The 24996-nt window shown below is 49.1% G+C and carries 22 protein-coding genes and 1 pseudogene; 3 read left to right on the forward strand and 20 right to left on the reverse strand.

Annotated features, from left to right (window positions below; genetic code table 11):
* Positions 1-33: 33 nt before the first annotated feature.
* The 3 genes from MKY82_RS17720 to MKY82_RS17730 form a co-directional block, all read right to left on the reverse strand.
* Positions 34-519 (reverse strand): DinB family protein, encoded by a 486-nt coding sequence (locus tag MKY82_RS17720; protein WP_194542951.1) that lies wholly within the window; start codon positions 517-519, stop codon positions 34-36.
* 184 nt (positions 520-703) lie between these two features.
* On the reverse strand, positions 704-1516 hold the full coding sequence (locus MKY82_RS17725) for an arsenite methyltransferase (RefSeq protein WP_339293987.1): 813 nt from the start codon (positions 1514-1516) through the stop codon (positions 704-706).
* A 370-nt stretch (positions 1517-1886) separates the two neighbouring features.
* Positions 1887-2336, reverse strand: coding sequence for a MarR family winged helix-turn-helix transcriptional regulator (locus MKY82_RS17730; RefSeq protein ID WP_194542953.1), 450 nt, complete (start codon positions 2334-2336; stop codon positions 1887-1889).
* A 250-nt stretch (positions 2337-2586) separates the two neighbouring features.
* Here MKY82_RS17730 and MKY82_RS17735 point away from each other — a divergent pair, with 250 nt between their 5' ends.
* From MKY82_RS17735 to MKY82_RS17745, 3 genes are all read left to right on the forward strand, one after another.
* Positions 2587-3540, forward strand: a complete 954-nt coding sequence (locus MKY82_RS17735) for an ABC transporter ATP-binding protein (protein WP_339217517.1) — start codon at positions 2587-2589, stop codon at positions 3538-3540.
* Positions 3541-3542: 2 nt separating this feature from the next.
* Positions 3543-4376: an ABC transporter permease gene (locus MKY82_RS17740; RefSeq protein WP_194542955.1), complete on the forward strand. Its 834-nt coding sequence runs from the start codon at positions 3543-3545 to the stop codon at positions 4374-4376.
* 292 nt (positions 4377-4668) lie between these two features.
* Positions 4669-5385, forward strand: a complete 717-nt coding sequence (locus MKY82_RS17745) for a GNAT family N-acetyltransferase (protein WP_339293988.1) — start codon at positions 4669-4671, stop codon at positions 5383-5385.
* Here the strand turns inward: MKY82_RS17745 and MKY82_RS17750 are convergent.
* The 17 genes and pseudogenes from MKY82_RS17750 to MKY82_RS17830 form a co-directional block, all read right to left on the reverse strand.
* Positions 5369-5686, reverse strand: a complete 318-nt coding sequence (locus tag MKY82_RS17750; RefSeq protein ID WP_339293990.1) for a hypothetical protein — start codon at positions 5684-5686, stop codon at positions 5369-5371. The two genes, MKY82_RS17745 and MKY82_RS17750, sit on opposite strands and share 17 nt — an antisense overlap.
* Positions 5687-5737: 51 nt before the next feature.
* On the reverse strand, positions 5738-5893 hold the full coding sequence (locus MKY82_RS17755) for a hypothetical protein (RefSeq protein ID WP_339293991.1): 156 nt from the start codon (positions 5891-5893) through the stop codon (positions 5738-5740).
* Between the two features lie 19 nt (positions 5894-5912).
* Positions 5913-6335, reverse strand: a complete 423-nt coding sequence (locus tag MKY82_RS17760) for a DoxX family protein (protein ID WP_339293992.1) — start codon at positions 6333-6335, stop codon at positions 5913-5915.
* Positions 6328-6816, reverse strand: a complete 489-nt coding sequence (locus tag MKY82_RS17765; RefSeq protein WP_339293993.1) for a phage tail protein — start codon at positions 6814-6816, stop codon at positions 6328-6330. Before MKY82_RS17765 ends, MKY82_RS17760 begins: the two co-directional genes overlap by 8 nt.
* Before the next feature lie 86 nt (positions 6817-6902).
* Positions 6903-7149 (reverse strand): annotated as a pseudogene (locus tag MKY82_RS17770) (effector binding domain-containing protein); the annotation flags it as partial.
* Positions 7150-7436: 287 nt separating this feature from the next.
* A complete protein-coding gene (tnpA, locus tag MKY82_RS17775) occupies positions 7437-7925 on the reverse strand; it encodes an IS200/IS605 family transposase (RefSeq protein ID WP_071223663.1) in 489 nt (162 codons plus the stop codon).
* A 171-nt stretch (positions 7926-8096) separates the two neighbouring features.
* Positions 8097-9365 (reverse strand): cytosine deaminase, encoded by a 1269-nt coding sequence (locus MKY82_RS17780; protein ID WP_339217531.1) that lies wholly within the window; start codon positions 9363-9365, stop codon positions 8097-8099.
* Positions 9334-10611 (reverse strand): cytosine permease, encoded by a 1278-nt coding sequence (gene codB, locus MKY82_RS17785; protein ID WP_339293994.1) that lies wholly within the window; start codon positions 10609-10611, stop codon positions 9334-9336. Before codB ends, MKY82_RS17780 begins: the two co-directional genes overlap by 32 nt.
* Positions 10612-11272: 661 nt before the next feature.
* Positions 11273-12280, reverse strand: a complete 1008-nt coding sequence (locus MKY82_RS17790) for an SGNH/GDSL hydrolase family protein (RefSeq protein WP_339293995.1) — start codon at positions 12278-12280, stop codon at positions 11273-11275.
* Positions 12277-13653 (reverse strand): FAD-dependent oxidoreductase, encoded by a 1377-nt coding sequence (locus MKY82_RS17795; protein WP_339293996.1) that lies wholly within the window; start codon positions 13651-13653, stop codon positions 12277-12279. Before MKY82_RS17795 ends, MKY82_RS17790 begins: the two co-directional genes overlap by 4 nt.
* Positions 13654-13692: 39 nt before the next feature.
* Positions 13693-14706 carry a glycoside hydrolase family 130 protein gene (locus MKY82_RS17800; protein WP_339293997.1) on the reverse strand — a complete coding sequence of 338 codons (1014 nt, stop codon included), beginning with the start codon at positions 14704-14706 and terminating at the stop codon, positions 13693-13695.
* A 34-nt stretch (positions 14707-14740) separates the two neighbouring features.
* Positions 14741-15643 (reverse strand): carbohydrate ABC transporter permease, encoded by a 903-nt coding sequence (locus MKY82_RS17805; RefSeq protein ID WP_220685061.1) that lies wholly within the window; start codon positions 15641-15643, stop codon positions 14741-14743.
* 142 nt (positions 15644-15785) lie between these two features.
* Positions 15786-16685 (reverse strand): sugar ABC transporter permease, encoded by a 900-nt coding sequence (locus tag MKY82_RS17810; protein WP_220685060.1) that lies wholly within the window; start codon positions 16683-16685, stop codon positions 15786-15788.
* A gap of 72 nt (positions 16686-16757) precedes the next feature.
* Complete coding sequence (locus MKY82_RS17815; protein WP_339293998.1) at positions 16758-18164, reverse strand: sugar ABC transporter substrate-binding protein; 1407 nt, start codon at positions 18162-18164, stop codon at positions 16758-16760.
* Between the two features lie 130 nt (positions 18165-18294).
* Positions 18295-19920 carry a response regulator gene (locus MKY82_RS17820; RefSeq protein WP_339293999.1) on the reverse strand — a complete coding sequence of 542 codons (1626 nt, stop codon included), beginning with the start codon at positions 19918-19920 and terminating at the stop codon, positions 18295-18297.
* A complete protein-coding gene (locus MKY82_RS17825; RefSeq protein WP_220687398.1) occupies positions 19907-21661 on the reverse strand; it encodes a sensor histidine kinase in 1755 nt (584 codons plus the stop codon). Before MKY82_RS17825 ends, MKY82_RS17820 begins: the two co-directional genes overlap by 14 nt.
* Before the next feature lie 190 nt (positions 21662-21851).
* The gene (locus MKY82_RS17830; protein WP_339294000.1) at positions 21852-24926 is read right to left on the reverse strand and encodes a family 16 glycoside hydrolase; all 3075 of its coding nucleotides are present in this window, start codon (positions 24924-24926) and stop codon (positions 21852-21854) included.
* Positions 24927-24996: the final 70 nt, after the last annotated feature.

Below are 24996 nucleotides of genomic sequence, written 5' to 3' on the forward strand. Positions count from 1 at the left end.
CTTTATTCTTGTATAGCGACATGTTTCTACATTCTACCGCGACTTATCGAATAACCCTCTACGAATCAAGTTTGCTGTAACCGGCGTCTTTCCTATTTCTCGAGACCATATTGACAATTGACCGATATGGTGAATTTCGTGGGCAATCACGTGTCGCATCACTTCACCGAATGTAAAGCTTTCCTGCTCTCCGTTTTGGTTTGTATCATACATGATACGGTCTTCCAAGCTATCATTCCAAGCGTAGATGAAGGGTGCAATTTCCGCATGGCATCGTGCCGAATAATCTCTTAATCCCTGTACGCTGGCACAATCCTCGAACGAAGGGATGTCCAGCTCTTTTCCTTGTAAATCCCCGCACAACCAGGCATATTCAACGGTCACGATGTGATAGAGTGTATAGAGAATGCTTCCTATGCCCCCGGTCCGTCTTTTCAACAGTTCTTCCTCACTCACCGTATCGCACCAGTCAAACCAATCTTTGCGAACTTGCCAGTTATACTCGAACAGTTTCAACATGTCACAGCCTCCTGTAATACAACTTTGTTGCTTCTACCATGATTCGCCATAAAATCTTGTTATCCTCCAATCTGTGAAGATCCCTGATCCCGCACATATGGATAACAAAATATAACTCCTAGGATAATTGATGCGGATACGGCCTGTTACGGGGGGCTTAAGATACTCATAACCGCACCCTAATTTAAGGCTTAATTGCCTTGATTACCGCTGAAACGATGTAATCCTCGATATTGGATCCCTTAATCCAATCTTTAATAAAAGCTTTGGACTCATCCTTCGGTTCAACGGAGATATCTGTAAATCCACTTTGACGGAGCATGGCCTTAATTTCGTCGATTGATGATGCCCCTGAAATGCAGCCAGAATACAGTTCATTCAAATCGTCCTTTATTTCTGGAGGAAGCTCTGCTGTCGTTACAATATCAGATATCGCTAATCGGCCGCCTTTTTTAAGAACGCGAAAGGAATCATGAAATACCTGCTGCTTATCCGGCGAGAGATTCACTACACAATTCGAGATGATGACGTCCACCATGTTATCGGCAACCGGAAGATGCTCAATTTCCCCTAAACGAAAATCTGTATTCACGAAATTCCCCTTAGTTGCATTGCTACGAGCCCGGCTAACCATTTCAGGCGTCATGTCCACACCGATCACTGACCCTGTCTCCCCCACCTGCCGGGACGCTAAAAAGCAGTCAAACCCACCACCGCTGCCTAAGTCCAGTACCACCTCACCAGGCTTCAACGATGCAATAGCTTGGGGATTGCCGCACCCTAACCCCAGATTTGTACCATCAGGTACCGAGTCTAATTCTTCATTTGAGTAACCTAATTCGCTTGAAATTGTATTAAAATCAGAAGATGTAGTGCAGCAACTGGTTGCTTGTATATTGGGATGGCAACACGATTCAGCACTAGCTTCTTGAACGGCCACTTGCTTATATCGGCTTCGTACATTCTGGCGGATTTCATCATTCGTTAACTTTGTCATGGTAGACACTCCTTAGGATTGGTTTCGATACAAGCAGCATTCATTGCGGATTTAGCAGCAAGCCTGAAGTGATTGCGTACAGCACGGTATTGCTTCTGGTTGGCGAAAACCGGTTAAGATACGATGCCGTTTAGAATCGGACTTACCGGTAGACCATTTCCATGCTTCTCGAGCGTTCTTTTGTATCTCTATCTCTTGTGCCTTCATCATGTACTCAGCATAGTAATAATTGTAATTCATCCGGATCCTCCTTCATTCAAAATTGTTTATGTTAATGACTCACAGCGAATCGCTGATGCGCCAATTGACATTATTTTAAGCAAGTCTCCCTATTTATTTGTATTTTGCAAGTAATTGAGAAGAAAATTTTTTACCCGATTATTGGTTTGCAACAATGATCCGATTTAGCCATGGCTTCATTCATCAACCTGATTGAGCGCAGGACGGTTTCTTTCTCAAACTCAGTCATTGACGAAAAAATATCGTCAAAATAAGCATTCATCTGGTGATCAATCGTTGTAGCAACGTATTTCCCTTCAGCAGTTAAGGAAAGTGTATAAACTCGGCGATCGGTCGGATCTGGTGTCTTTTTAATTAGATTCATTTTGATTAACGCCTGTACCTGCCTGCTAAAAGTGGTAATATCCGTCCCCAATGTGTCTGCGATTTGTTGAATGGAAGGATGATGTTGACGATCGACTTCGAATAAGATATGGCTTTGAACCGGCGTAATGTCATTACCGCCTACGGTGCAGCAATTTTTGTTCAATAAGCCGAAGCGGCGTGTCATAATCTGAAATAGTTCACGTGTACTTTCCATTTGTTCTCTTCACCTCTTACTTCAGTTATACACTTATTATTTGCAAAACGCAAATGTTATTTGTGTAATTATTTCCCTTCACTTTTTATTATCAGATCTGATTTTCCGCCGATCGAAGCCCTAGATACGGGAGCTCAGCATGCTGTCTCCGTCCTGAGACGGAGACGAAAACCATTCTGCCGCCCGTCACTCCTTAGCAGAGCTATGCGATATCTTTAAACCAAAGTACGAACAGAAAGGGGCAAGAAGGATGAAGCTGATTTATCAATTAGAGCATGTGAATAAAACATACAAAAAAGGAAAGGTTGTTGCCAATCATGACATAAGCTTTGATGTGCAAGAAGGTGAAATTCTCGGTTTGCTCGGTCCGAATGGAGCAGGCAAATCCACGCTAATCAAGCAGATGGTAGGACACCTTGCTCCCACCTCAGGTACAGTACGCTATAAAGGAACCAGCGTGAAGACGCAAACCAAGCGAGTTGCCCAGGAGGTAGCCTACTACTCGCAAGAGCCTCACGCCCTGACCAGTTTAAAAACGTGGGAAGCTTTGTATTTTACGGGAAGGTTGCGGGGGTTGACGAAAGAGTCCGCCGTAAAGCAAACAGAGGAATTGTTGGAACGCTTTGGAATGCAGGACCTTCGTCATAAGCTGCTGAAGAACGTTTCCGGTGGACAGAAGCGTTTAATCGGAATAGGAACTTGCTTGATCGGCTTTTCCCCCGTCATGATCCTAGATGAACCGACCAATGAGCTGGACCCGAAAAAGAGAAGACTCGTATGGGATCTGATTCAAGAACGGAATCGGCAAGGAGTAACCGTAATCTTGGTGACACACAACGTGCTGGAGGCCGAACAGGTCGTGGACAGAGTAGCTGTCGTAAATCACGGCAAGCTGCTCGCCATCGATCATGTCAGCGTATTAAAACAAAGGGTCGATCAGCGGATGAAGCTGGAAATTACGACTTCCTTTGGTGAAAGCGATCATGTATGCCGAAGCTTAATCGCGCTGGGACAGTGGACCAAAACGGGAGAAAACCGTATCCGGGCACTGATCGAGAAGCAAGACGCCAGCTACGCGATTGACTTCATAACCAAGCAGCATTTACCGATTGAAGAATATTCCTTAGTCCCGCCGAATCTTGAAGATGTCTATTTTCATATCGATGACGAACAGGATAAGCCTGACAAAACGGAGGTGATCTAAACATGGAAAATACTCAACCATCTATGCAAAGCAAAGACTTGCAACTGCAAGAAGCGGTCTTTCTTCAAGAGCACGAGCAGCAGAGCGTAATCCATCGCAGAATAACAGAATGGCTGATCCTGGCCCGCATTCAATTCACGATCATCCGCGAGGCATGGGTTTGGATTTTTATCATGGCATGCATGTTTCCATTAACGACGCTGCTGTTTCTCAAATTCTTTACGGTCGACCCAACGCCGGCTGTCATGACCCGTATTATTACGGGGAATATGCTCTTCGGCTTAATTGTCATGGGACTCAATTCCATGGCTCAGGAGATATCTTATCAGAAGCACCAAGGGCACTTCACGTACTATTCGTCCCTGCCGATTGCGAAGGTAAACTTCATCTTTGCCAATCTGCTGCGCGGTTTGATCATGAGCGCCCCCTCTTTTATCATCTTGGCGATGATAGGTCAGCTGGCTTACGGCATTCAATTCCACTACAGCTGGGGACTTGTCCCTGTACTGTTGCTTACCGTCTTTAGCGTGGTTGGCGCAGGTGTGCTGATCGGCTTCTGGTCACCTAGCCACCAATTGACAAACATGCTGGTCCAGGCGCTGATGATGTTCATCTCGTTTTTGACGCCAGTCATGGTGGATATGGATCAATTGCCTGCGATCCTGCAGTGGTTCTCTTATCTCTTCCCAACCACTTACGCCGCCGAGGCTATGCGGGAGGTGCTGATTTCGGGCTGGTCCGGGTCTGTCGCCTGGAACACGCTTGTACTCTTGCTCTTTTCGCTGATTTCCATCATATTGATCTTAAAAAAGGTAGATTGGCGTGTTGAGAAGTAGGGATATGTTCTGCCCTGTCCTTCGATTAGTCGATGGAAGAGTGCTCTTTCCCTCCTTCTATACTTATTAGGCCCAGTATTCTCCCACATGTTTAATCCTCCCATTGATCAAGCGGCTCGCGGCTTTTACCTGTGAGTCGGTGTTATGCATAAAACAATTATCAATTGGATTATACATTTTATTCATCTGATGCCATCCCTATAATGATGTCTAAAGGCAATTATAAACGGGTTGATCAGCTTGAGTATCTCGCGCATGAAAATGACCATATTGCTAATTGGAGGATTTTTATATGTGGAAAGAAACGGAGTTAAAAAAAGCAATTGATTTTTTTGTTCGAGGTGAATATACCTGTAGTCGCCAACCTGCATCCCAAGTATATGATTACGATTCTATAAAACATCTTGCTTTTGGTACACATGTTGATGGCAGAACGGACGAGTTTGTCGTATATAATTCTAATTTTGCACACGTTATGGATACCGTAAATAAACTAGATGTAAAAAAAGACTATTGGCTTACCGTGTTTTCAGATGAAGAACATCGTATTTATGAGGCAGAGGGATATAACATCAAAAGTTCAGAGTTTCTTATGATTTTATATCTGGATAACTGGTCTCTTGAACCAGATAACAAGATCATCAAGTGTGTCAAAACGGAGGAAGAAGCTCGACGTATCAATCATTTTTTCAATAAGGCTGTTATCGATCTCAAGAAATTCAATGATCCAAATCTGCATTTTTACGTTGCTGAGGAAAACGGGTATCCTGCATCTTTTGGAAGCTATGCACTGCTAGATAAAACCGCATTTTTGAATAATGTCTTTACACCAAAAGAACATAGAGGTAAAGGATTAGCGAAAACACTTTGCCGAAAAATGCTTTGTGATGCCCAGCAGGAAGGCGCTGTCCAGAGCGTTCTTGTTGCTAGTCAAATGGGACATCCTTTATATCTAAAAATGGGTTATCGAGATGTATCAAAAATGTGGGTGTTTACAAAGCAAGCCTAAGGGCAAAGGATGAATCAAAATGAAAAGATGATGGCAAGGATAAAAACAACGATCGGATGCCGATCCGGACCAGCCAAAACTTTTGCGCAATCCGTTCATTGATCGACTCCATATAATAAGCTCCACCTGCAAGGAGAAAGAACAGCACATTAAAAATGTAATCTCCAGCCGTTTTTGGCTCGGAGGTGTAAGCTTGGAATCCGATGGTATTTCTCATGCTTTCATCCCTAGCGAAAACCGCCATGATGGCAGCCATGATGATGTGTAATACCAAAAAACAAATGATAATCGTCCCGACCATTGATATGCCCCCTATAATGAAAAGAATCGATTTACAGTAGAAATTTCCTTTTTAAATATAGAGGAAGAGCAGCTGCCAGGGCAAGCTGCTCTCATCGATGTCGAGACACAGTCGAATTCCCAACGGACAACGAAATTCTCCAGGTACGTCAATAACGGCAGCCGATCCGGCTGCCGTTATTGACTTTTCTACTTCCAGAATAATCACGCCGTCATTTTCTTTAATCTTATAAGCGGCTCTTCGATGGCCGCAGCGCCCACGAAAAGATGTTTAACGCAGCGTATGAAAGCGGGAGGATCAGATTAAACCCGTAGTCACCGTAATCGTTAGCAAATGCATGGGATAATGCCGCACCCGTCATTAAAAAGAAGATACCAGCGTAAACCCATTCTTTAAGTCGAGGTAAACCTGGCACGACGAGAGCGATGGCTCCAAGCACTTTCCAAATCCCGAGAATGGTCAGGACGTATAATGGGTAGCCCAGATTCGTCACCAACTCGAGGTTTCCTCCAAATTGCATCAGTTGTCCGATACCACTTAACATAATAGCTGCCGCAAGCAGCAATGTGACTGTCCAATAAGTTACCTTTTTTCCAACAGGACGGTCATTTACTTTCATAGTTGTTTCCACACTGGTCATTTTATTCATGGGTTCCCACCTCATCAGTATAATTTTTCTTAATTACAAAGAACGAGCCCCGAATGGTTCCGGCTAATTTTGACTTCTGCCTAGCAAACTTAAACTTCCCTTCTAATTCTTCTGGTACCTCCATCCCCTCCGAAAGCTTAAAACCAACGGCTCGCTTCTTAGGGTCATCAACCGTATACATGACATTGAGTCCAAGACCATTCTCATAAAAGACATAGGCAAATTGGATGTTTTCCACTTGAAAACGCGACGTTTCTAAAGGTTTAGCCGCAAACTCAATATGTCGTTCTTCTTTCAATATTCGATTCACATATTCAAGGGTCTCCTTGCTCTCGCTGGCGGGTACAACCGTAAATTCATGCTTATACTTGTTCATAAAGTAACGGGCTTCATTCGCTCGTAAACCAGCAAGCGCTTCTGCTACGGGTGAAGATTCTAAACCAACGGTAGATACATTTTTAAAATCAATGATATTGGACATTGTTATCCCTCCTGAATGTTTTGTGAGCTATAATTCTATGATGCTACTTCGTGCAAAACATGCTTCGAAAGCATCCGCTAATCTCTTTATTTCCTGACAACGGGAATCCACATTTCACCAAAAACTAGGTCGTCTCGCTGACCCATCTCAACCGTTGCATTTGGCCCGCTAAACATAGGCGAAATTCTTGGCTACCGGCAATACTTGACCAAAGGCAACACCAGCAAGCATATTCCTCAACTCATCAGCCGTCTTCCCTTCCCCTTTTACTACGAGGTATTCCCCTTTAGGAAACTGAATACCTCGGGTTGCTTCGGGCACCGATTTCTCTGTCGTCTTCTTAAATTTACTTTTTACTTGATGGGTTTATCATATTCTTTAATCATGTCAAAAAGTGATACTGTTTAGGGAGCGATGAAAATATCATAAATAGGCCGCCGATTTATTGCTGTCGGCAGCCTTCTTCAGATGATATAGATCTAAAGTTTCTAAAATCAAAACCACCCGTGTGAACGGGTGGTTTGCTCTGCGGCTGAAAGCCTTTGTTACTGGCCAGCCCTAAAGGGCATTGAATCGTTCGCCAACCGCACTACTTTTTCGGCTACCCCTTAAGGGGTCTTCTAGTTCTTCTTCTTTCGTTTGCTTCCTGTTTCTTCTCCTGTGAATGGATCTATATACTCTTCCAGCGTCATTTGCTCTGCAACCACGTCTTCTTGTAACTGATTTCGTATATACTCTTCAATCACTTTCTTGTTCCTTCCTACCGTGTCCACATAAAACCCTTTACACCAGAATTTTCGATTCCCATACTTATATTTTAAATTTGCATGGCGATCAAATATCATTAAGCTACTCTTCCCTTTTAGATACCCTATAAATGATGACACACTTATTTTCGGCGGTATACTTACCAGCATGTGTATATGATCTTTACATGCCTCTGCTTCTATAATTTCTACACCTTTTCTTTCACACAATTGTCTTAGTATTTTTCCTATATCTCTTTTCAATTTCCCATAGATCACTTGTCTTCTGTACTTTGGTGCAAACACTATGTGATACTTACAATTCCATTTTGTATGTGCTAAACTGTTCACATCAGATGCCATCTGATCTCCTCCTCGTGTTTTAAATTTGGTTGGCGAACCGAATTTATCTTAACACTTCGGAGGATTTTTTTTATACAACGCTTAAGCTATCCTGAACCATACGCATAGCGTATGGTTTTCTTTTTACAAACAAAAAAATCCGCGAATTCCGCGGATTTAATGCATAATAGACTATTTATTGAAAGTGACCTGCTCTGAACCGCCCTCAAAAACGATCGACGTGTCCCGCGGCTTCGTTTCGGCGATTTTGCGGCCGCCTCTGAACGAATAAAGCGCTGCGGCTTGTTTGCGAATGGCCTCATATTCGTTCTCTGCTTCAAGAACGATGAAGTTGGCAGGCTTGCCTTCTTCAATACCGTACACATCCTCGATATGCAGCGTTCTTGCACTGTTTTTCGTAATGAGATCAATCGAGTTCACGATCTGATCGTAACCGAGCAACTGCGAAGCATGGATGCCCATGTGCAGCACTTGAAGCATGTTGCCCGTGCCTAGCGGATACCATGGATCAAAGATGTCATCGTGACCGAAGCACACATTAAGACCGGCTTCCTGCAGCTCTTTGACGCGAGTCAGCCCTCTTCTTTTCGGATACGTGTCGAAGCGTCCCTGCAGGTGGATGTTGACCAAAGGGTTGGAGACGAAATTGAGGTCTGCCATCTTCAGCAATCTGAACAATTTGTACGTATATGCATCATTGTATGAACCCATCGCCGTCGTGTGGCTTGCCGTCGTGCGGGAGCCCAGCCCGCGTTCGTATGCTTCTTTGGCGACGACTTCCACGAAACGGGATTGCTCGTCGTCGATTTCATCGCAATGGATATCGATGAGACGGTCGTATTTTTCGGCGAGGTCAAACGCAACCTTCATCGAATCGACGCCATACTCCCTCGTGAATTCGAAGTGAGGAATACCGCCGACCACGTCAACACCCATTTTCAGCGACTCTTCCAGCAATTCCGCACCGTTCGGGTAGGAGTGAATGCCTTCCTGTGGAAATGCTACAAGCTGGATGTCGATGTACGGTGCCATTTCTTCTTTCACTTCCAGCATCGCTTTAACTGCGGTCAAGCTTGGATCGGTGACGTCCACATGCGTGCGCACATGCTGGATGCCCTGCGCCATCTGCCACTTCAGTGCAGTTTTAGAGCGCGTTTTGACGTCTTCATGCGTCAGGAACGCCTTGCGTTCGGACCAACGCTGGATGCCTTCGAACAACGTTCCGCTCAAATTCCACTCCGGCTCGCCCGCCGTTAATGTTGTGTCCAGGTGAATGTGAGGTTCAATGAACGGTGGCAGGACCAGCGAGCCCCCCACATCAATGACTTCCTCATTCGCAGTTGTTTCCAGAGACTGCGTGATTTGCCCAAACTTCCCGTCTTTCACGACGATATTCCATAAACCTTCTTTACCCCGCAATTTTGCGTTCTGTATAATCATTTGATTTCCCCATTTCATTGGATTCTTTGGCAGGAACGATCAGCATTAACACGATGTAGGCCACTGCCGTACCGATCAGTGCGTTCAATGGCGTTATTCCCGGAGCCAGCTGGGCAAAAGCAACGCCGATAGCCCAAGCCGCCATCGCTATCCAGTTTACCTTCTTGAAAGTCATGTCGGCAAACGGTTTATAGTTTCTGCGCTTCACAAAGAAGTAGTCCGCGATGATGATGGCTCCGATGGACGGGATCGCCGCACCCAGCACATTCAGGAAACCAACGAAATTGTTGTACATCCACATGGCCAATACGGTACCCACGATGCCGTTTACGATGACGAAGAATTTCTTTGAAATTTTAGTAATGTTGGCAAAGCCCAGTCCTGAAGCATAAAGCGCATTATCGTTGGTCGTCCAAATGTTCAGCCCGAGTACGATGATCGCGGGAATCATCAAGCCTTGCAGGAACATGACCTCCGAGATATCTGCCAGGTTGTACGCCATTGCGCCGACTGCGCCGAACAGGAACATGAGCGAGTTTCCAAGAAAGAAGGCAAGGACCGTCGCGGTCACCGCCTGCCGGGACGACTGGGAGAACCGTGCAAAATCCGGCGTCAAGGTCCCGCCGCTAATGAATGAGCCGATACAAATGGTCAGTGCTGCTGCCGCTGTGAGGCTCTGTTCCGGCGTGTAATCGAGTAAGCCTTGAAGGCCGCCAAGCGAGCCTGCGCCTTCGAACATGGAATAACTGCCGAGAATGGCAATGGCCGGAACCGCAATATAACTCAGAATGACAAGCGACTTCATGCCGTAGATGGCTGATGCCGTCATGGCGAGACCAAACAAGAAGATCAACAGGTAAACGTTCCAACCCATCGCTTTGGCGACGGGTATCGCGAACATGGCTACTCCGACGCCGAACCATCCGACCTGCGTGAAGCCAAGAAGGAACGATGGCAGGTACGACCCTTTCTCACCGAACGCATATTTTGCCAGCAAATGCGTGGAGAGGCCTGTTTTGGCAGCGATATGCGCCAGCGCTCCTGTATAGATGCCGAGTGCCAAATTGCCCGCGAGCACGATTCCAATGAACTCCATGAACGTTAAGCCGACTCCGAGCGTCCCCCCTGCCAGCATGCTTGCCGAAAAGAATGTGAACCCTAACATGACGGATAACGTCTTCCAAAAATGGTTTCTCTGCGTGTTCGGCACCGCTTGCCACGAAAACTCTTGATCTTGATTGCTCATCAGAATACCTCCAGGTTAAAGTGTTCTGATACCAAAGAAGCAGAAAAAAGAGGCTACTCGTCAAGTCTTAACTGACAAGTAGCCTCTTCTTCACATCATAACCCGCGCGAAGACGCAGAGCATCCCTTGACGGAATACACACTGATCCTCGCGTGATTATAAAAAATCCGCTGCCCTTGCCAGCCTCTCTGGACTGAATTAAAGGTACCAGTATTCAATTACATTCTATTATTTTGGAAAAACCTAAAGATGTCAATGTTATAATTATCCAATGGTTAAAATCCGACAGCTCTCCCCAGACTATAAATTCATTTTTTCTATCTGGTATCTAGGAGTATTTAATAGCTGCTATATGAAGTCGCTAATTTACGCGTATAATAGTTCATATTACAGTCGAAAAAATAGTTTAGCATACCAATTCATCAACCTTAAATAAATCATATATTCCATAAAGGTGCGTCCGTTGCTAAATAAGTTGTAAAGGCACCTGACAGTAGTTAATCTTTTAATCAGTGCAGTGAAGAATTTATATACTTCATACCAAAAAAGCCGCATAGGATGCGGCTTTAAGGTCCTCAAGTTCTTTTCGTCCAATCAAAACAAAGTCCAAAAATGATCCGCCATGATTCCCATTGGTAATCCCAAATTTTATAGAAACCCGTCACTCCGCGTTTCGATGTACAGCCCGTAACGCAAATTCATGAAGATTGCGGAAACGCTGCCCTAGCAGCTCATATCCCTCGGCTCCAGGGTGCAGACCATCCGTCAGAAAGGCTTCATCCTCCGGACCGAACCACTTCAAGCCATCCTGATAGTATAACTGGCGATCGCCCCGATCCCTTAGCAGCTCCACGGTCTCGCGGATGAATTCGCGCATGACGGGCAGGGTGAAGCCCAGCGAGTTGAGCTGCCTTTCGCGGACGGTGCCATAAATCGGAGAAATGACAAGCAGCGGGGTATCCCTGTGTTTGTCGCGTATCGTCGCCAGCAGGCCAATCAGCAGCGGCTTGAACATGCGAGGGCTTATGGTGCCCCCGCCATAGATGTTCACGCCAACACATATCGAGATAAAATCGGCCGGCAAGTCGCGAATCAGACGCCCGATCATAGGTTCCATGTGGCAGTTGCCGGAGAAGCCGAGATTGGTCAAGCTGAAGCCGCAGGCTTCGGCGGCAATGGCAGGCCAAGCGCGGGAGGGGCTGGAAGCCCCGACGCACTGGGTAATGGAGCTCCCGTACGTAATCCAGCGGGGACGGGTATCCTGCAGTGTGACTCCGACGGCATGGGCATCAATCCGTAGGCCGGAGACGGTTATTCCTATATTTTGAGGGAGCCAAATCTCCAAATCCTTGATTCCGTCCTTAAGTCCGCTGAACAAGGCTTCTGTGGCTCCAACGGGCAGGCTGAGCGTCTGGCATAATTCCCCGTCTGCCATGCAATCCATGGCGGCGGCGTCCGAAAGCGGTGCAAAAGAAACTGCCACCTCGGTGGAGTCCGTCCGCAGCCGCAGGCGAACACCGGCACATATCTCGGCTTTGCCATCGATTCCCGCAGGCGGGTACAGCTCGTAATCCATGTAAGGAATCCGCCATGGCTTGATACCATCCTCCCGGTGCTCGAGCGACACGGCACCGTGAAACCACTCATCCGTTAATGGAAGCTGCCTCACGGTGCACCCCCTTCCTTCTGCTTCTCAGCCGGAATGAAATCTTCTCCCAGCCATACATCCTGCTCCAGCAGCCGCTGCTGAAGCTCGGTTACGGAAATGCCGCGAGAACCGGTGCCGTCCCGCAGCGCCAATGCCGCTGCCGTTCCCGAGGCCTGGCCCATGGAGAAGCAGTTCGGCATCACCCGAAGGGAGCCTTGCACTGCTCGGTCCGAGGATACGCAGCGTCCGGCAACCCAAAGATTGTCGATGCCAACCGGCAGCATGATCCGGTACGGTACGCCGTGTGAAACCCCGGGCGGCAGATGGTTAAAGGTCATCTCGCTTTTGCTGTTGGCGAGATGAATATCGATGTAGTATGCGTTGCGGGCAATGTCGTCCGGGAAGGAACGCGCAGCAAGGAAGTCATCGACCGTCAGGATATAGTCTCCTTCAATCCGCCGCGTCTCCCGGATGCCGAGCTGCTCACCGCTCGCTACCATATGGGCGCGCTCAAAGCCGGGCACATAGCGGCGGAAAAACTGCAACTGGCGTTCCGCTGTGCGGCGTCCTTCAATCGCCCCCCGCGTCAAATCCTCGGCACGGGTGCCGTCCACGCCGAATACATGGCCGAAGTTGACGCCTACCAAATCGTCGCTGACCCAGGCAAGGCCGGAGATCGACTTACGGCCCTCCGGCAGCGCACCGTCCTCGATCGCCAGCTCCACCGTCTTGTGCAGTTGGCCCGTATCCCCGCTCTCCTCCAGGTAACGTCTGAACGTTGGACGGTCCACATTCGCAAGCAGATAGCACATGCTGCCGGGCTGAAGTTCGCCCGCTTCCCCGCCCTTCTGAAAAGGAACTCCCGCCAGTGCGGCAATATCGCCATCTCCCGAGCAATCGATAATATACCTGCAGGGGATGAAAGAACGTCCTGTTTTGTTAACAATAACGACACCTTCAACCTTCCGGCGATCCTCTGACCGGACAACATCATAAACAAAGGTGTGATACAGCGGCATCACACCGCTTTCCAGAATGGCATCGTCATAAACCCGTTTCAGCACTTCGGGATCGATTGGCACCCAATCCAGCATTTCTTGATATTCCTCACGGTACTGAGGATCGCATGCCTGCTTCATCCGTTCCATCAATTGAAGGCCGAGACCGCGGATAATCGGCTTCCGCTTATCCGTAAAGGGACAGAAAGCCGGAACGAGCGCAACCGTACCCATACCGCCGAGGAACCCTCGCTGCTCCACCAGCATCGTTTGCGCTCCACCTTTCGCAGCGGCAATGGCCGCGGCGATGCCGGAAGCGCCTCCGCCGATGACAAGCACATCCACCTCGCGGGCAACTGGAATACTGGCAGATGGCAACGTAATATGTCCTTTCATAGAAACCTCCCCATTCTGTATAGCTTTAACATGTCATCATTACGTATGGACTGTGCCTTTCAGACAAAGATGCAGCAATTCATTTACATGCGCTGTTGCCAGGCATTCTACGGTATCGGCAGCGCCGTAGTAGATTTTGACCTCCCCGGTATCTTCCAAAATCATGCCCCCAGGAAAAATAACATGATTGCGGAAGCCCCCATCGGTCTCATAATCGGCTTCCGGAGCAAGCAGCGGCGTCTCGGCTCTGCCGATGATCCGGCTGGGATCGGCAAGATCCAGCAGTAAAATCCCGGACGTATAACGCTTCTTCCAGCTGTCCTCCCAGCCGTTCTTGCCTCTGCTGGGATCAATGTCCACGGCATGGAACAGGGTCAGCCAGCCTTTGTCCGTTTTGACGGGGGGAGCGCCTGGTCCTACCTTGTCATTGGCATAAGCTACATCTTCAACCGCCAGCAGCAGCTTGGAGTTTCCCCAGTATTTCAGGTCAGGCGAGTCGCTCATCCACATGTCGAAGCGGTCTATCCCGCCCCGGCTGTATACAGGCATCGGACGCTCCAGCCGGACGTACTTGCCCCCGATCCGCTCCGGGAACAATACCATGTTGCGGTTATCCGGCAGCGATAGGCTTAGCACCTCGAAGGATCTGAAATCTTCGGTGACGGCGATGCCGCCGCGGAGCCCGTGCTTGGTGTCGACCGCAAAGCACATATAACATTGTTCGCCGATTACCGTTAGACGCGGGTCATACACGCGGATGACCTCTTCATCATGCCAGAACCAGCACGGTTCCGGCTGCACATCCCACTTTATGCCGTCATCGCTGAAGGCCAGCCCAAGATTCGTTGTATGATGAGGGGCAACAATCCCTTTAAGTTCATCACCGTAGTCATTGCGAAAAACCATCACATATTTGCCTTTAAATTTGGTGACTCCGGCATTAAAGACCATCGCCGGACCGTAGGGCACATCACCCGGAGTCAGAATCGGATTCGCGGAATGCCGGGTCATGATCGGGTTGGAAAACAAAGGTCCCACTATAATATCGCTCATATGCATCAAACTCCTTATATATGGAATTATGAAATTAACCTTTGACTGAACCCGCCGTCACTTGAATAAAGGATTTGTTCGCCACAATATAAGCGAGAAGCATCGGCAAAATCGACAGGCATGCTCCCGCCATCATCAAATGGATCTGCATGGCCGCGGAAGAACCGTAACGGAGATTCGCCAGCCCGACGGTGAGCGTCTGCAGCTGCGGATTCGTCATCGTGAACACCAGCGGCAGAATGTATTCGTTCCAGGCATGGCGGAAAGCAAACAGCCCGGCCACGCCAAGCCCTGGAGTCAGGAGCGGGAGAATAATCCGGAAGAAGGTTCGGACAAAGCCGGAGCCGTCCACCATGGCCGCTTCGTCAAGCTCTCGGGGAATCGCTTTGAAGAAACCCAGCAGCATAAAAAATGTGCTGGAATGGGCGCTGATCAGAATCAGGATCACGCCCCACAGCGTGGTATTCAGGTTCAGCGCGACCATCAAATCAAATTGCGGGCGCAGCACGATAGCACCGACAGATATAAACATCATCGACGCCTGCGTCGTCACATACAGGGATTTGCCTCGAAATTGGCGACGGTCCACCACATAAGCCGCCATGGCAGCTACCAGCAGGGTGCCAGCGGTAACCATAATGCTGACAAAAGCGCTGTTCCAGGTATAGCGGGCAAAATTAGCCTGCTTCCAGGCTTCGGCGTAATTGACGAACTGCAGCTTGGCCGGCAGCAGGCTGCCGCCGGTCATCATTTCGGCGCCGGTCTTGAGCGAACCGGACAATGTCATCAACAGCGGAAATAATGTCAGTATCGCCGTAATCAATAAGAACAGCCACATCACCGTACGGCCCACAATTCTGCCTGTGTGACCGGAAGGCGGGCGGGCGGTGATTTTGCCGCGCGCATCCGGCTGTTCGGGTAATACCTGTTCGTTCATCTTCTGAGCCTCCTGCACGCCTAATGATCAATCGATCTACGGCGTTGTTGTCAAATCGTAAGGGCCTTCGCTAAATTGGCGTCGAATGTTGCTTATAATACATGTTCACAAACCACGTGAAGTGGGCTTTTTTATAGAAACTCTAATAAAGCTTGTTCATTTTACGGCTTAATAAGAAATACAGGCCCGTAATCGCACCCACAATAACAGCGGTTGCGAAGCCTACCGCGCTGCCGTATCCAAGCTGCTGCTCCACTGGAGAACCCGTGGATACCGGGAACAACAGTTTGTATAGATAGAGATACATGACCTCGGTTTTGCCTATCGGTCCGCCTTCCGTGATGAGCATAATGCTCTCATAGCCTTTCAAGGATGCGATAATCGCGAGCATAATGACCAATTGGGCAACCGGAGCCAGCATCGGAAGCGTGATGCTCCAGAACCGTCTTCCGGCATTCGCGCCGTCCATGGCCGCACTTTCGTACAAATCCTGCGGAATGCTCTGCAATCCAGCCAGAAACAGCAGCATATAGTTACCAACCGCGCCCCATACCGCCACAAGAATGACCGTAAGCATCGCATGCTTTGGGCCGAGCCAGTCGATGGGCTGCGAGACAAGATGAAGCTTCATCAGTACAGTGTTTACCATCCCGTTATAGGAATTAAAGATCGTATAGAACACTACGGATATAACCGCAGTGCTGATGATCGTCGGCATAAAATAGATCCCGCGCAGCAGTTTTCCGCCCCGCAGCTTGCCGTTCAGGATGACTGCCAGCAGGAGGGACAACGGCAGCGTCAGCAGCAGCTTGCCTCCGGCATAGATAAAGGTATTGCCAACCGATTCCCAGAACAGCGCATCGCGCATAAGGCGACGGAAATTGTCCAGACCAACGAACAGCGCATCTCCATATCCCGCATAGTCATAAAACATATAACGCAGCATCCATAACAAGGGATAGATGCCCAGAGCCACCGTCAAAATGATGCTCGGGGACAGAAACAGAGCATTCTCCCCCAGCCGTTTCCATTTAATACTCACGATTGCTTCCTCCTTCGGGGAAAGAAAAGGGGCATCCGCCAAAAAAGCGTGCGGCAGCCCCATCCTTGCCTGTTATTCTCCCTGCGGTTTGGTTGGATTAAAGGCAGGGTTCGGCGTTACTTTGACCTCGCCTTTCTCCACCGCTTTGGACAATGCGGCGTTGTATCTTGTGTTTAAATCCTCCGTAACCGCTTTCAGGTCTTCATCGCTAAGCATATATTTGAAGAATGCATCCGCATAGGTGGATCCCTCCGGAGTAACGTTTGGCGAAGCAGGCCAGAGCGAGTCGTGTTCCCCGACCAGGAAGCCTTCCATGCCATTGATGTCCGGATCTTTTGCCTGTTCTACAATGCTGGGCACAATGGCAATACCGAAGCCTTTTTCATGATAGGTCTTCAGAACCTCATCGCCGTACATATACTGCATGAACTTCCAAGCCGCTTCCTTATTGGCCGATTGGGCGCTGATGCCGAGCCACGTTCCGGCTGACACAATTTCGGAAGTTCCCTTAATCTGACCATCCAGCGTTGGAGCCAACGCGCCCCCCCAGTTGATTTCGGTCGGGAATTGGTCCATGTACACGCCTGGCTCCGTCGAGAAGGATAGATACATCCCGATTTTGCCTGCGGCGAATTGTGCGCGCAGCGGGTCGATGTCCAGCGCTTCCGCTCCAGGTAGAATGCTTCCGTCTTTATGCATTTGCTTGAAATATTCAATGACCTGCGAGTAAGGTTCAAAATCGAATTGGCCTGTTTTCAGATCAAAGCCTAGTCCCTGATGACCGCTCAAAGAAAGAATCTCCCGGACGGAACGGTCAAATGCTTGCTTCGGATTTTTGAAGTTCAGCGCAAAACCATAGATGCCCTCGGCCTTGCCGACTTCTGTAATTTTCTTGGCATCCTCCACCATTTCCTGCAGCGACTTCGGAGGATTCTCGATGCCCGCTTTGGCAAAGAGATCCTTGTTGTAGACCAGGCGCATGGTGAGGCCGGTATTGGCGAGCGAGTACACCTTGCCATCAAAACGGTTGACATCGTCGATCAGCAGGCTGCCGAACTTCGCTTTCAAGTCATCGGTAAAATACTCGTCAATCGGCGCGAGATACCCTTTTTTGACAAATCCGGATGTATTGGCGCTCTTTAGACGCAGCACATCCGGCGCCTGGTTGCTGGAAAATGCAATGTCGACGCTTTGCGCGTAATTCTCGGACATGACCGTCAATTCCACCTGGATGTTATCGCCGTTAGTTTCATTGAACTTGTTGATTAATTCCTTGATATACTCCTGGTCATGACGGTCGTCAGTCCAGTATTTAAGCTGTACGGGTTGGCCCGTCTCGGTTGATGGTGCTGCCGTTCCTCCGTCAGACTTGCCATTCGTCGTACCGCCATTGCCATTGTTGTTGTCGCTCCCGCCGCAGCCTGCGATTCCGGCGGCCAGAATGAGGCTCAAGCCGAGACTTAACCATTTTTTTCGCATACATTCTACCCCTTTGATTAACGTTTGTATTGTGAGCTCGTTTTTAATTATAGAATCCCGTTCTCGGAAAAGGAGTGAGGCAAATTCACTCTCAAGGGATAGAATTCTATGGTCTCCTGCAGCACTTGCCTCATGCCTCCGGCCGGTCCATGTGATAGCCCGCCCTGAAATCCGACGGTGTCTGGCCGGTGATCTTCTTAAACATCTCGCTGAAATATCTGCGCTCCTCATACCCTACCGCCGCAGCCACCTCCTGCACCTGCGCTCCCTCCACCAGCAGCAGTCTCGCTTTTTGAATGCGTTCCGAGGTGATAAACTGCGTGACCGTCATCCCTGTCACTTGCTTGAATAAGCTGGAAAAGTAGCTGGCACTGAGATGCACATACGCGGCACATTCGCCAACGGTAATATCCTCGGACAAGCGGCCCTTGATATAGCCTATGGCATTATAGATAACCTTCTGTCCTTCGGATAAGCTGTTCCGGCGAACCAGCTCGGCTCCCTTCGTGCACAAGGCATGCAGATGACGCTGCAAAGAGGCCAGCGGCAGCCCCGCCGTCCCTTGTACCGTTCTGAATTTCTGAATCATCGGCTGTATCTCCGAATATGGAACCATTTCGTAAAGCGTGCGGATTGCTGAAGCGGCCAGCTCATCGTACAGGCTGAGGAGATAATCCGGATTTTGCCGGGAGATCCGTTTCTGCAGCGCTTCCGAAATCTCGGACAGAATCGCGTCCGTCCGGACAGCATTGCCGGAACGAAGGGCCAGCAGGAGCTCGTCCTTGTACTCCAATGCCAGCGGCTCCTGTCTTCCTCTCTGATGGATATCGTCGTGCATAATGGCAGCATTGCCTTCGGTGAACAGGTGATGGGAGAGCGCTTGATGAGCCTGGCGATAGGAATCCGGGAGCCCGCTGATCTCCTCCACTCTGCCGCCGACCCCGATCGAGACCGTAAACTTGGTGAATCGTTCAATATTCCGGCAGCACTGCTCGGCAATTTCGATCGGACTGGACGGTCCTGAAACGTTCAGTATGGCCAGGTACTGATCATGACGGGCACGGAAAAGAACGCTGTGCGCATAATGGGCAAGCGTCTCCTGCATAATATTCAACAGCGAGAACCGGATCAGCTCCATCTCTTTCACGGACTGCTCGGCAACCTGCTCCCGAAAACGATCAATTTCAATCAGCATCACCACGAAGCCGTGCGGATCAAGCTCAATATTCAGAAACTCCCATCGTTCCGATGCCTCTTCCCATGAAGTGCGGTGGCTTACGAGCAGCGTAAAGTATTCCTGCCGCAGCGCCGGCATGCTCTCGCGAAGCTTGTTCTCCATTTCCCTCAAACTTATCTGTTTGGACCTCTCTTCCATAACCTCTGCTTTGGCTCGCAGAACAGCCGACATCATATCTTCTTCGGTGAAGGGCTTCACCACAAAATCAAACGCCCCCAGCTGCACCGCCTGCTGCGCATATTCAAAGTCGGCGTAGCCACTAATCAGAATGACCTTGCAGTTGGGGTTCTCTTCCAGCAACAAACGCAGCATGCTCAACCCGTCCATGATCGGCATCCGGATATCGGTAATAACCAGATCCGGACGCAACCCGTTGATCAGCTTAAGCCCCTCTTCCCCATTGCTCGATACACCTGCAACCCGAATCCCCTGCTCTTCCCAGTTCATCGCGGTCAGCCCGTCAACAACGCTTTTAATGTCGTCGATAATGCAAAGACTGATCGCTTCAGGATTGCTCATCCAAATGCTCCCCTTTCTTGGGCAATGAAATCCGTATTTCGGTTCCGCGTTCCGGGGCACTGTCTACGTGAAACTCCGCACCGTCCCCATAATAGAGCCTGAGCCGCCGAATCAAATTGGACACCGCATATCCCTTCTTCGACTCCAGCAAAAAGAGTGCGCGCACTTGGGTCTCATCCATGCCCCTGCCGTTATCACGTACGGTAATCGTCCAGCATTTCTCATCCCCGCTAATTTCAATTTCGATTAGGCCGCCGTTCTTCAGGTCGCGAAAACCGTGCAAAATGCTGTTCTCCACCAGCGGCTGCAAAATGATTCGCGGAATCGAAAGCGATGACACCTCCGGTTCGCGTACATGGATCTCATAAGTGAATAAGTCTTCATAGCAGCTTAACTGCAGTTCCAAATACTGGCGCACATGTTCCAGCTCTTTCGACATTATCGTGATTTCCTGTCCATTGTTCAGCCCGAGTTGGAACAGGCGGGAGAGCGACATGACCATTTGCTGCGACGGTTCGATCTGCTTCAATTTCAATTTCCAGTAGATGGTGTTGAGCGTGTTGTACAGAAAATGCGGGTCCATCTGCGCTGACAGCGCCTTGATCTCTGCCGTTCGCTTATGCGTCTGCGCTTCCGTTACCTCATCAATCAACACCACAATCTGTTCCAGCATCCGGTTAAACCGATATCCCACTTGAGCCAGTTCATCTCCGCTGCCACTCTCAAAACGGGCGGTCAGATCGTTGTTCTCGACCCGCTTCATCACCTTCAGAAGCCCTTGCAGCGGCTTTAGCAAATAGCGTGAAAATGCGCCCGAAATCAACGTGGTCACGGTAAAAGCAGCCAGCGTAACCCCGGCGATCAGCCATTTGACGAATACCATGTCCTGGAGCACGTCAGCCCGGGAACGGATGGTGGTCATCGTCCAATCCGCTATGCCGAGACGGGCATAATTAAGCAGATAGGTTTGGCCGTCCAGATCAAAAGCCTGACTTCCCTCCGAGCGGTTCATCATGCCATTCAAATCTCCCGTCTCCACCGCCTGCCTGATCAGCTGTTCCTTCACGGGGTAAACCGTCTCTCCATCATCGTTAAGCAAGAAGCTGGACGCTCCTTCCGCGGTGTTTCCCTGCACGAGCTTGCGGAAGCCGTCCTCCCGGATATTCACGACAATATAAACACCGCTGACCGGTGTGTCAAAGATCGGCTCCAGAATGAGCGAAATGACGCGTTCCTTCCCGGAGAAGAGCATATCCTCGTGACCTTCCACCCACAGGTTCTTTTTCTCCTGTTCGATGCGCTCATATAGAACGGTATCCTCGAATGCGGTGAGCCGATTGCGGTTCATGGAAGAAGGATAAAATTCGCCAATCGGCGTAAATACGTAGATCGATTGGATAAGCGGCTCGGCGATCCGCGCCTGCGAGAAAACGTTATCAAGATCATTCAGATGCGTATAATATCTGCTGGCATCCCCGGAGGCGGCATCTTTCAGCATGTCGTAGAAAGGCTGGCTGATCATAAACGTCATCATAATCAGCATCAGTTTATTCAGCTTCTCATCCACGATCTGTGCGGACCTGACCACCGTGTCCTGCGTGAGCTTCAGCGCATTCTTTTCCAGTGTGGCAGCCGAGATATAATAAGACAATCCTCCGGTCATCAAGACAGAAAGCACGATGACAGCCAGAAAAGCGATCTTGAGTTTGTTGCGGAACGATTGCCTGCGGAGATACTCCAAGCTTTTCACGCCTTCCGTTACATTCTATTCTTTGATTATGTCACTGCATCCCCTGTACGACAATGCAAAAAAACGAAGCTGTCCCAAAGCAGCCATTCATGGCTTTAGGGGCAGCTCCTTCGTATGATCCCATTAACGCTGACCGACCTGTGGATCGGCTCTTATTGACATGGTACGGGGGCCGTTCTAGTTAGATCGGACCAGGTGCCAGTACCACAGCATCATCAAAAGCTACGCCTGCCGAAGTGGTCCGAAATCCTATTTTTCCTGCTGTCAATTCCGTCTCGGGATTGGTCCATTCCACTTTTAATTCTCCATCCACATAACCTTTTATTGTGTTCCTTTCAATGGAAGCCTTCATCGTATACCACTGGTTCGCCTGAGTTGTAAACGGAGTACTGGATACAAGAGTCATGACGTTGTCCACGGATTTGTACAACTCCAGCTTTTGGACTGCGGAATGGATTCGGAACATATAGAAATTACCCGCATCCTGTACCCTGAAGAGAATGCCTGCGTTGGCATTGGTGATGGGCATTTTCGCTTTGGCTTCGTACGTATAATCCGTCCACGAATCGCCGGCAGCAATGACTGCAGTGGCAGCTTGATTCTGAATCAAGGTTTTTGTGCCGTCCGTTGTTACATCCCAGGAACCTGAAGCAGACGTCCATCCTCCGGCATTTCCATCTTCGAAATCGTCGCTGAATCGGATGACCGTAGGATCCGGATTCACGGGTGATTCATTCACGTCCGTGACTTGGATCGTAAAGGTCTTCTCAACATACAGCCCGCCTGAGTCTGTACTCCTTACCCGGATGCTGTAGTTATCCTTAGCTTCGTAATCAGGCGTTACGGCTAGAAACAACTTATTGTCCGAAATGCTGAAGCTGTTGTTGTCCATATCCCCTGCCCCTGCTATCAGCATGTAAGCAAATGTTTCCTCCGCATCAGGGTCGCTGGTGGAAAAGGTTCCGACCACACCTCCCGCCGTCGTGTTTTCAACAACACTGTTGTGTGAAAGGGCAATCTCCTCAGGCGCTTTATTGAGGAGACTAACCACGGCATCGTCAAAGTGGACGCCCGCTGAAGTGGTCCGGAATCCGATCCCCCCAGCCGTCAATTCGGTGACAGGATTGGTCCATTCCATCTTTAATTCTCCATCCACGTAACAGGAAATCGTGTTCCCTTGTATAACCGCCTTAACCTTATACCACTGTTTCTCAATGGCCGTGAAGGGTGTACTGTTTACAAGTGTCAATTGTCCATTCACGGATTTGTACAACTCCAGCTGTTGATTCGATGAATGAATGCGATACATATAATAATTGTTTGCATTCTGCACCCTGAAGGCCAAGCCCGCGTTGGCATTGGTGATGGGCATTCTCAATCTGGCTTCATAAACGTAATCCGTCCATGAACCCCCGCTGTTAGCGGTAATCAGAGAGGTGGTTGTCTGGTTCCCGCTGGACAGCACGTGATTCGTGCCGACTGTCGGGACGGTCCAGCCACCGGACATCGACGTCCAGCCCGCCGTGTTACCGTCTTCGAAATTGTCGCTGAATAGCGGAGGTTTTGAATTGGAAAAAACGATACCATTTACATTGTTATTGACGGTAACATTCAAGTCGTCCAGGGTTGTTGCAAGCTTGCCTCCGACATAAACATCCGTGAACGTGACGCCGTTAACCCTTCCGCCTTTCGTGGCATTCCCGGAAATTCTGGATTTCTGGGTGCCGGTCTCGCGAACATGGATGTTCTTGACTACAACATTGCTTACATCGCCGGAAGTGCTGGTGGACACTCCAAGCCAATAGTTCCCGAATTGATTGATACCGACGCGTTCGATATCGATATTCTCAAACGTAATATTTTGGGCGTAACCTTCCTCCGGGAGCGTATTCAGTTGGTATCCATGATCAATAAGCAGTGCTCTGGCGCTTTGATACACATACGAATTTCGGATGGTTACGCCGATTTGCGGCTGGGCTACACCCATGCCAATCTTGAAAGCCGCGCATCTTGTCCATGCAAAAGCGTCATCAAAGACCACGTTCTCCAAATGTTCAAGCTCGCCCGGCCAGTCTTTGGACATCCCCGTTTGCAGCCAGGTTTTAGTGGAATACGTGTCATCATCCGAGATGGCAATCGAATGTTGAACAAGCACGTTCTGACTTTCATTAATATCGATAACGTCATTCTCGATTTTGTATAAATCCTGGAATCCCTTAAGGTTGTTTATGGTCACATTGTCGGAACGAACCACCATAAACGACCAGAAACCGCCATCCCGCAATATTAAGCCGTCAAAAGTAAAATTGGATGTTGCGATCGGAACGAGCAGGTTATTGAGGAACCCTTCATTCTTATTCGGCGCCGGCATCTTTCGCTCTCGCATCGCAATGCCTTTTCCATCAATGGTTCCCCGTCCCCGTATCGTAATATTGCTGGAGTCTACGGCAGTACGAATAAAATACGTTCCATCCGCGTTTCGTGAATCCTTGCGAAAATCAATCACGTAGTCTTCCCCCTTGCCCGTGCCGACAATGACGGCGCCGCCGGCCAGGTAAAAGGTTACATTGCTTTTTAATGTCAGGTTCCCGCTCTTATAAACACCTGCCGGAATGAATACAACGCCGCCGCCGGCTTCATGGGCGTCATCGATCGCCTGCTGAATCGGACCCGATGCCAGCGATGTGCCCGTGTTATCCGCATGGTATGGCGACTGCGTCACATTATAAATCCCGGCACCTGTGGACGGGGGAATATCCGTCTCCAAGGGATCTGCTGCGATGACAATCTTCTTCCTCTGGTCATTGAGTTTCACGATGACATAGGTTGAGGATGAAAGCGAGAAGGTTAGCTTGTTCCCGTTGACCGTGCCTTCGATATTTTTAGCCTGAGGACTGATGGAGAATGATGTGATCGGCACATTGTTGGTAACTTCGATACGGACCGTCCCGGAAAAAGAAAATTGAGCATAATCATAATCAGCCAGATAACTGATTACAGGAATCGCTTCGTTATTCGCTTTCAACGAAAACACGCTGGATGCGGTATAGATGGATGGCATCGGGTAATTTTGTATCGTGGCCGGAGCAGCTGCGGTCTGCGCCAAAGATGCCGGATCAGCGGCATCCATCATATCCATTGAAGAAATGGAATAGCTATCGATTTCTGCAGCACCCGCAGTTCGGGGTGAGAATCCTGTAATCATTACGGCAAGCACTACCAACAAACTAACTGCTTTTCTTGTAATGGTAAGCATAAATACCTCCTCAAGATTATTCATCTGCCACACGATAATAAGGCACCGCAGCTTCTGTTCTCCCGGTTGT

Origin of the sequence: Paenibacillus sp. FSL W7-1279 (assembly GCF_037969845.1) — a bacterium.
Lineage (GTDB): Bacteria > Bacillota > Bacilli > Paenibacillales > Paenibacillaceae > Paenibacillus_AQ.

Bases quoted from the DNA above. Each gene is read 5' to 3' on its own strand.
- MKY82_RS17720 (WP_194542951.1), bottom strand. From the start codon at position 519: ATGTTGAAACTGTTCGAGTATAACTGGCAAGTTCGCAAAGATTGGTTT.
- MKY82_RS17725 (WP_339293987.1), bottom strand. From the start codon at position 1,516: ATGACAAAGTTAACGAATGATGAAATCCGCCAGAATGTACGAAGCCGA.
- MKY82_RS17730 (WP_194542953.1), bottom strand. From the start codon at position 2,336: ATGGAAAGTACACGTGAACTATTTCAGATTATGACACGCCGCTTCGGC.
- MKY82_RS17735 (WP_339217517.1), top strand. From the start codon at position 2,587: ATGAAGCTGATTTATCAATTAGAGCATGTGAATAAAACATACAAAAAA.
- MKY82_RS17740 (WP_194542955.1), top strand. From the start codon at position 3,543: ATGGAAAATACTCAACCATCTATGCAAAGCAAAGACTTGCAACTGCAA.
- MKY82_RS17745 (WP_339293988.1), top strand. From the start codon at position 4,669: ATGTGGAAAGAAACGGAGTTAAAAAAAGCAATTGATTTTTTTGTTCGA.
- MKY82_RS17750 (WP_339293990.1), bottom strand. From the start codon at position 5,686: ATGGTCGGGACGATTATCATTTGTTTTTTGGTATTACACATCATCATG.
- MKY82_RS17760 (WP_339293992.1), bottom strand. From the start codon at position 6,335: ATGAATAAAATGACCAGTGTGGAAACAACTATGAAAGTAAATGACCGT.
- MKY82_RS17765 (WP_339293993.1), bottom strand. From the start codon at position 6,816: ATGTCCAATATCATTGATTTTAAAAATGTATCTACCGTTGGTTTAGAA.
- tnpA (WP_071223663.1), bottom strand. From the start codon at position 7,925: ATGGCATCTGATGTGAACAGTTTAGCACATACAAAATGGAATTGTAAG.
- MKY82_RS17780 (WP_339217531.1), bottom strand. From the start codon at position 9,365: ATGATTATACAGAACGCAAAATTGCGGGGTAAAGAAGGTTTATGGAAT.
- codB (WP_339293994.1), bottom strand. From the start codon at position 10,611: ATGAGCAATCAAGATCAAGAGTTTTCGTGGCAAGCGGTGCCGAACACG.
- MKY82_RS17795 (WP_339293996.1), bottom strand. From the start codon at position 13,653: ATGAAAGGACATATTACGTTGCCATCTGCCAGTATTCCAGTTGCCCGC.
- MKY82_RS17800 (WP_339293997.1), bottom strand. From the start codon at position 14,706: ATGAGCGATATTATAGTGGGACCTTTGTTTTCCAACCCGATCATGACC.
- MKY82_RS17805 (WP_220685061.1), bottom strand. From the start codon at position 15,643: ATGAACGAACAGGTATTACCCGAACAGCCGGATGCGCGCGGCAAAATC.
- MKY82_RS17815 (WP_339293998.1), bottom strand. From the start codon at position 18,164: ATGCGAAAAAAATGGTTAAGTCTCGGCTTGAGCCTCATTCTGGCCGCC.
- MKY82_RS17820 (WP_339293999.1), bottom strand. From the start codon at position 19,920: ATGAGCAATCCTGAAGCGATCAGTCTTTGCATTATCGACGACATTAAA.
- MKY82_RS17830 (WP_339294000.1), bottom strand. From the start codon at position 24,926: ATGCTTACCATTACAAGAAAAGCAGTTAGTTTGTTGGTAGTGCTTGCC.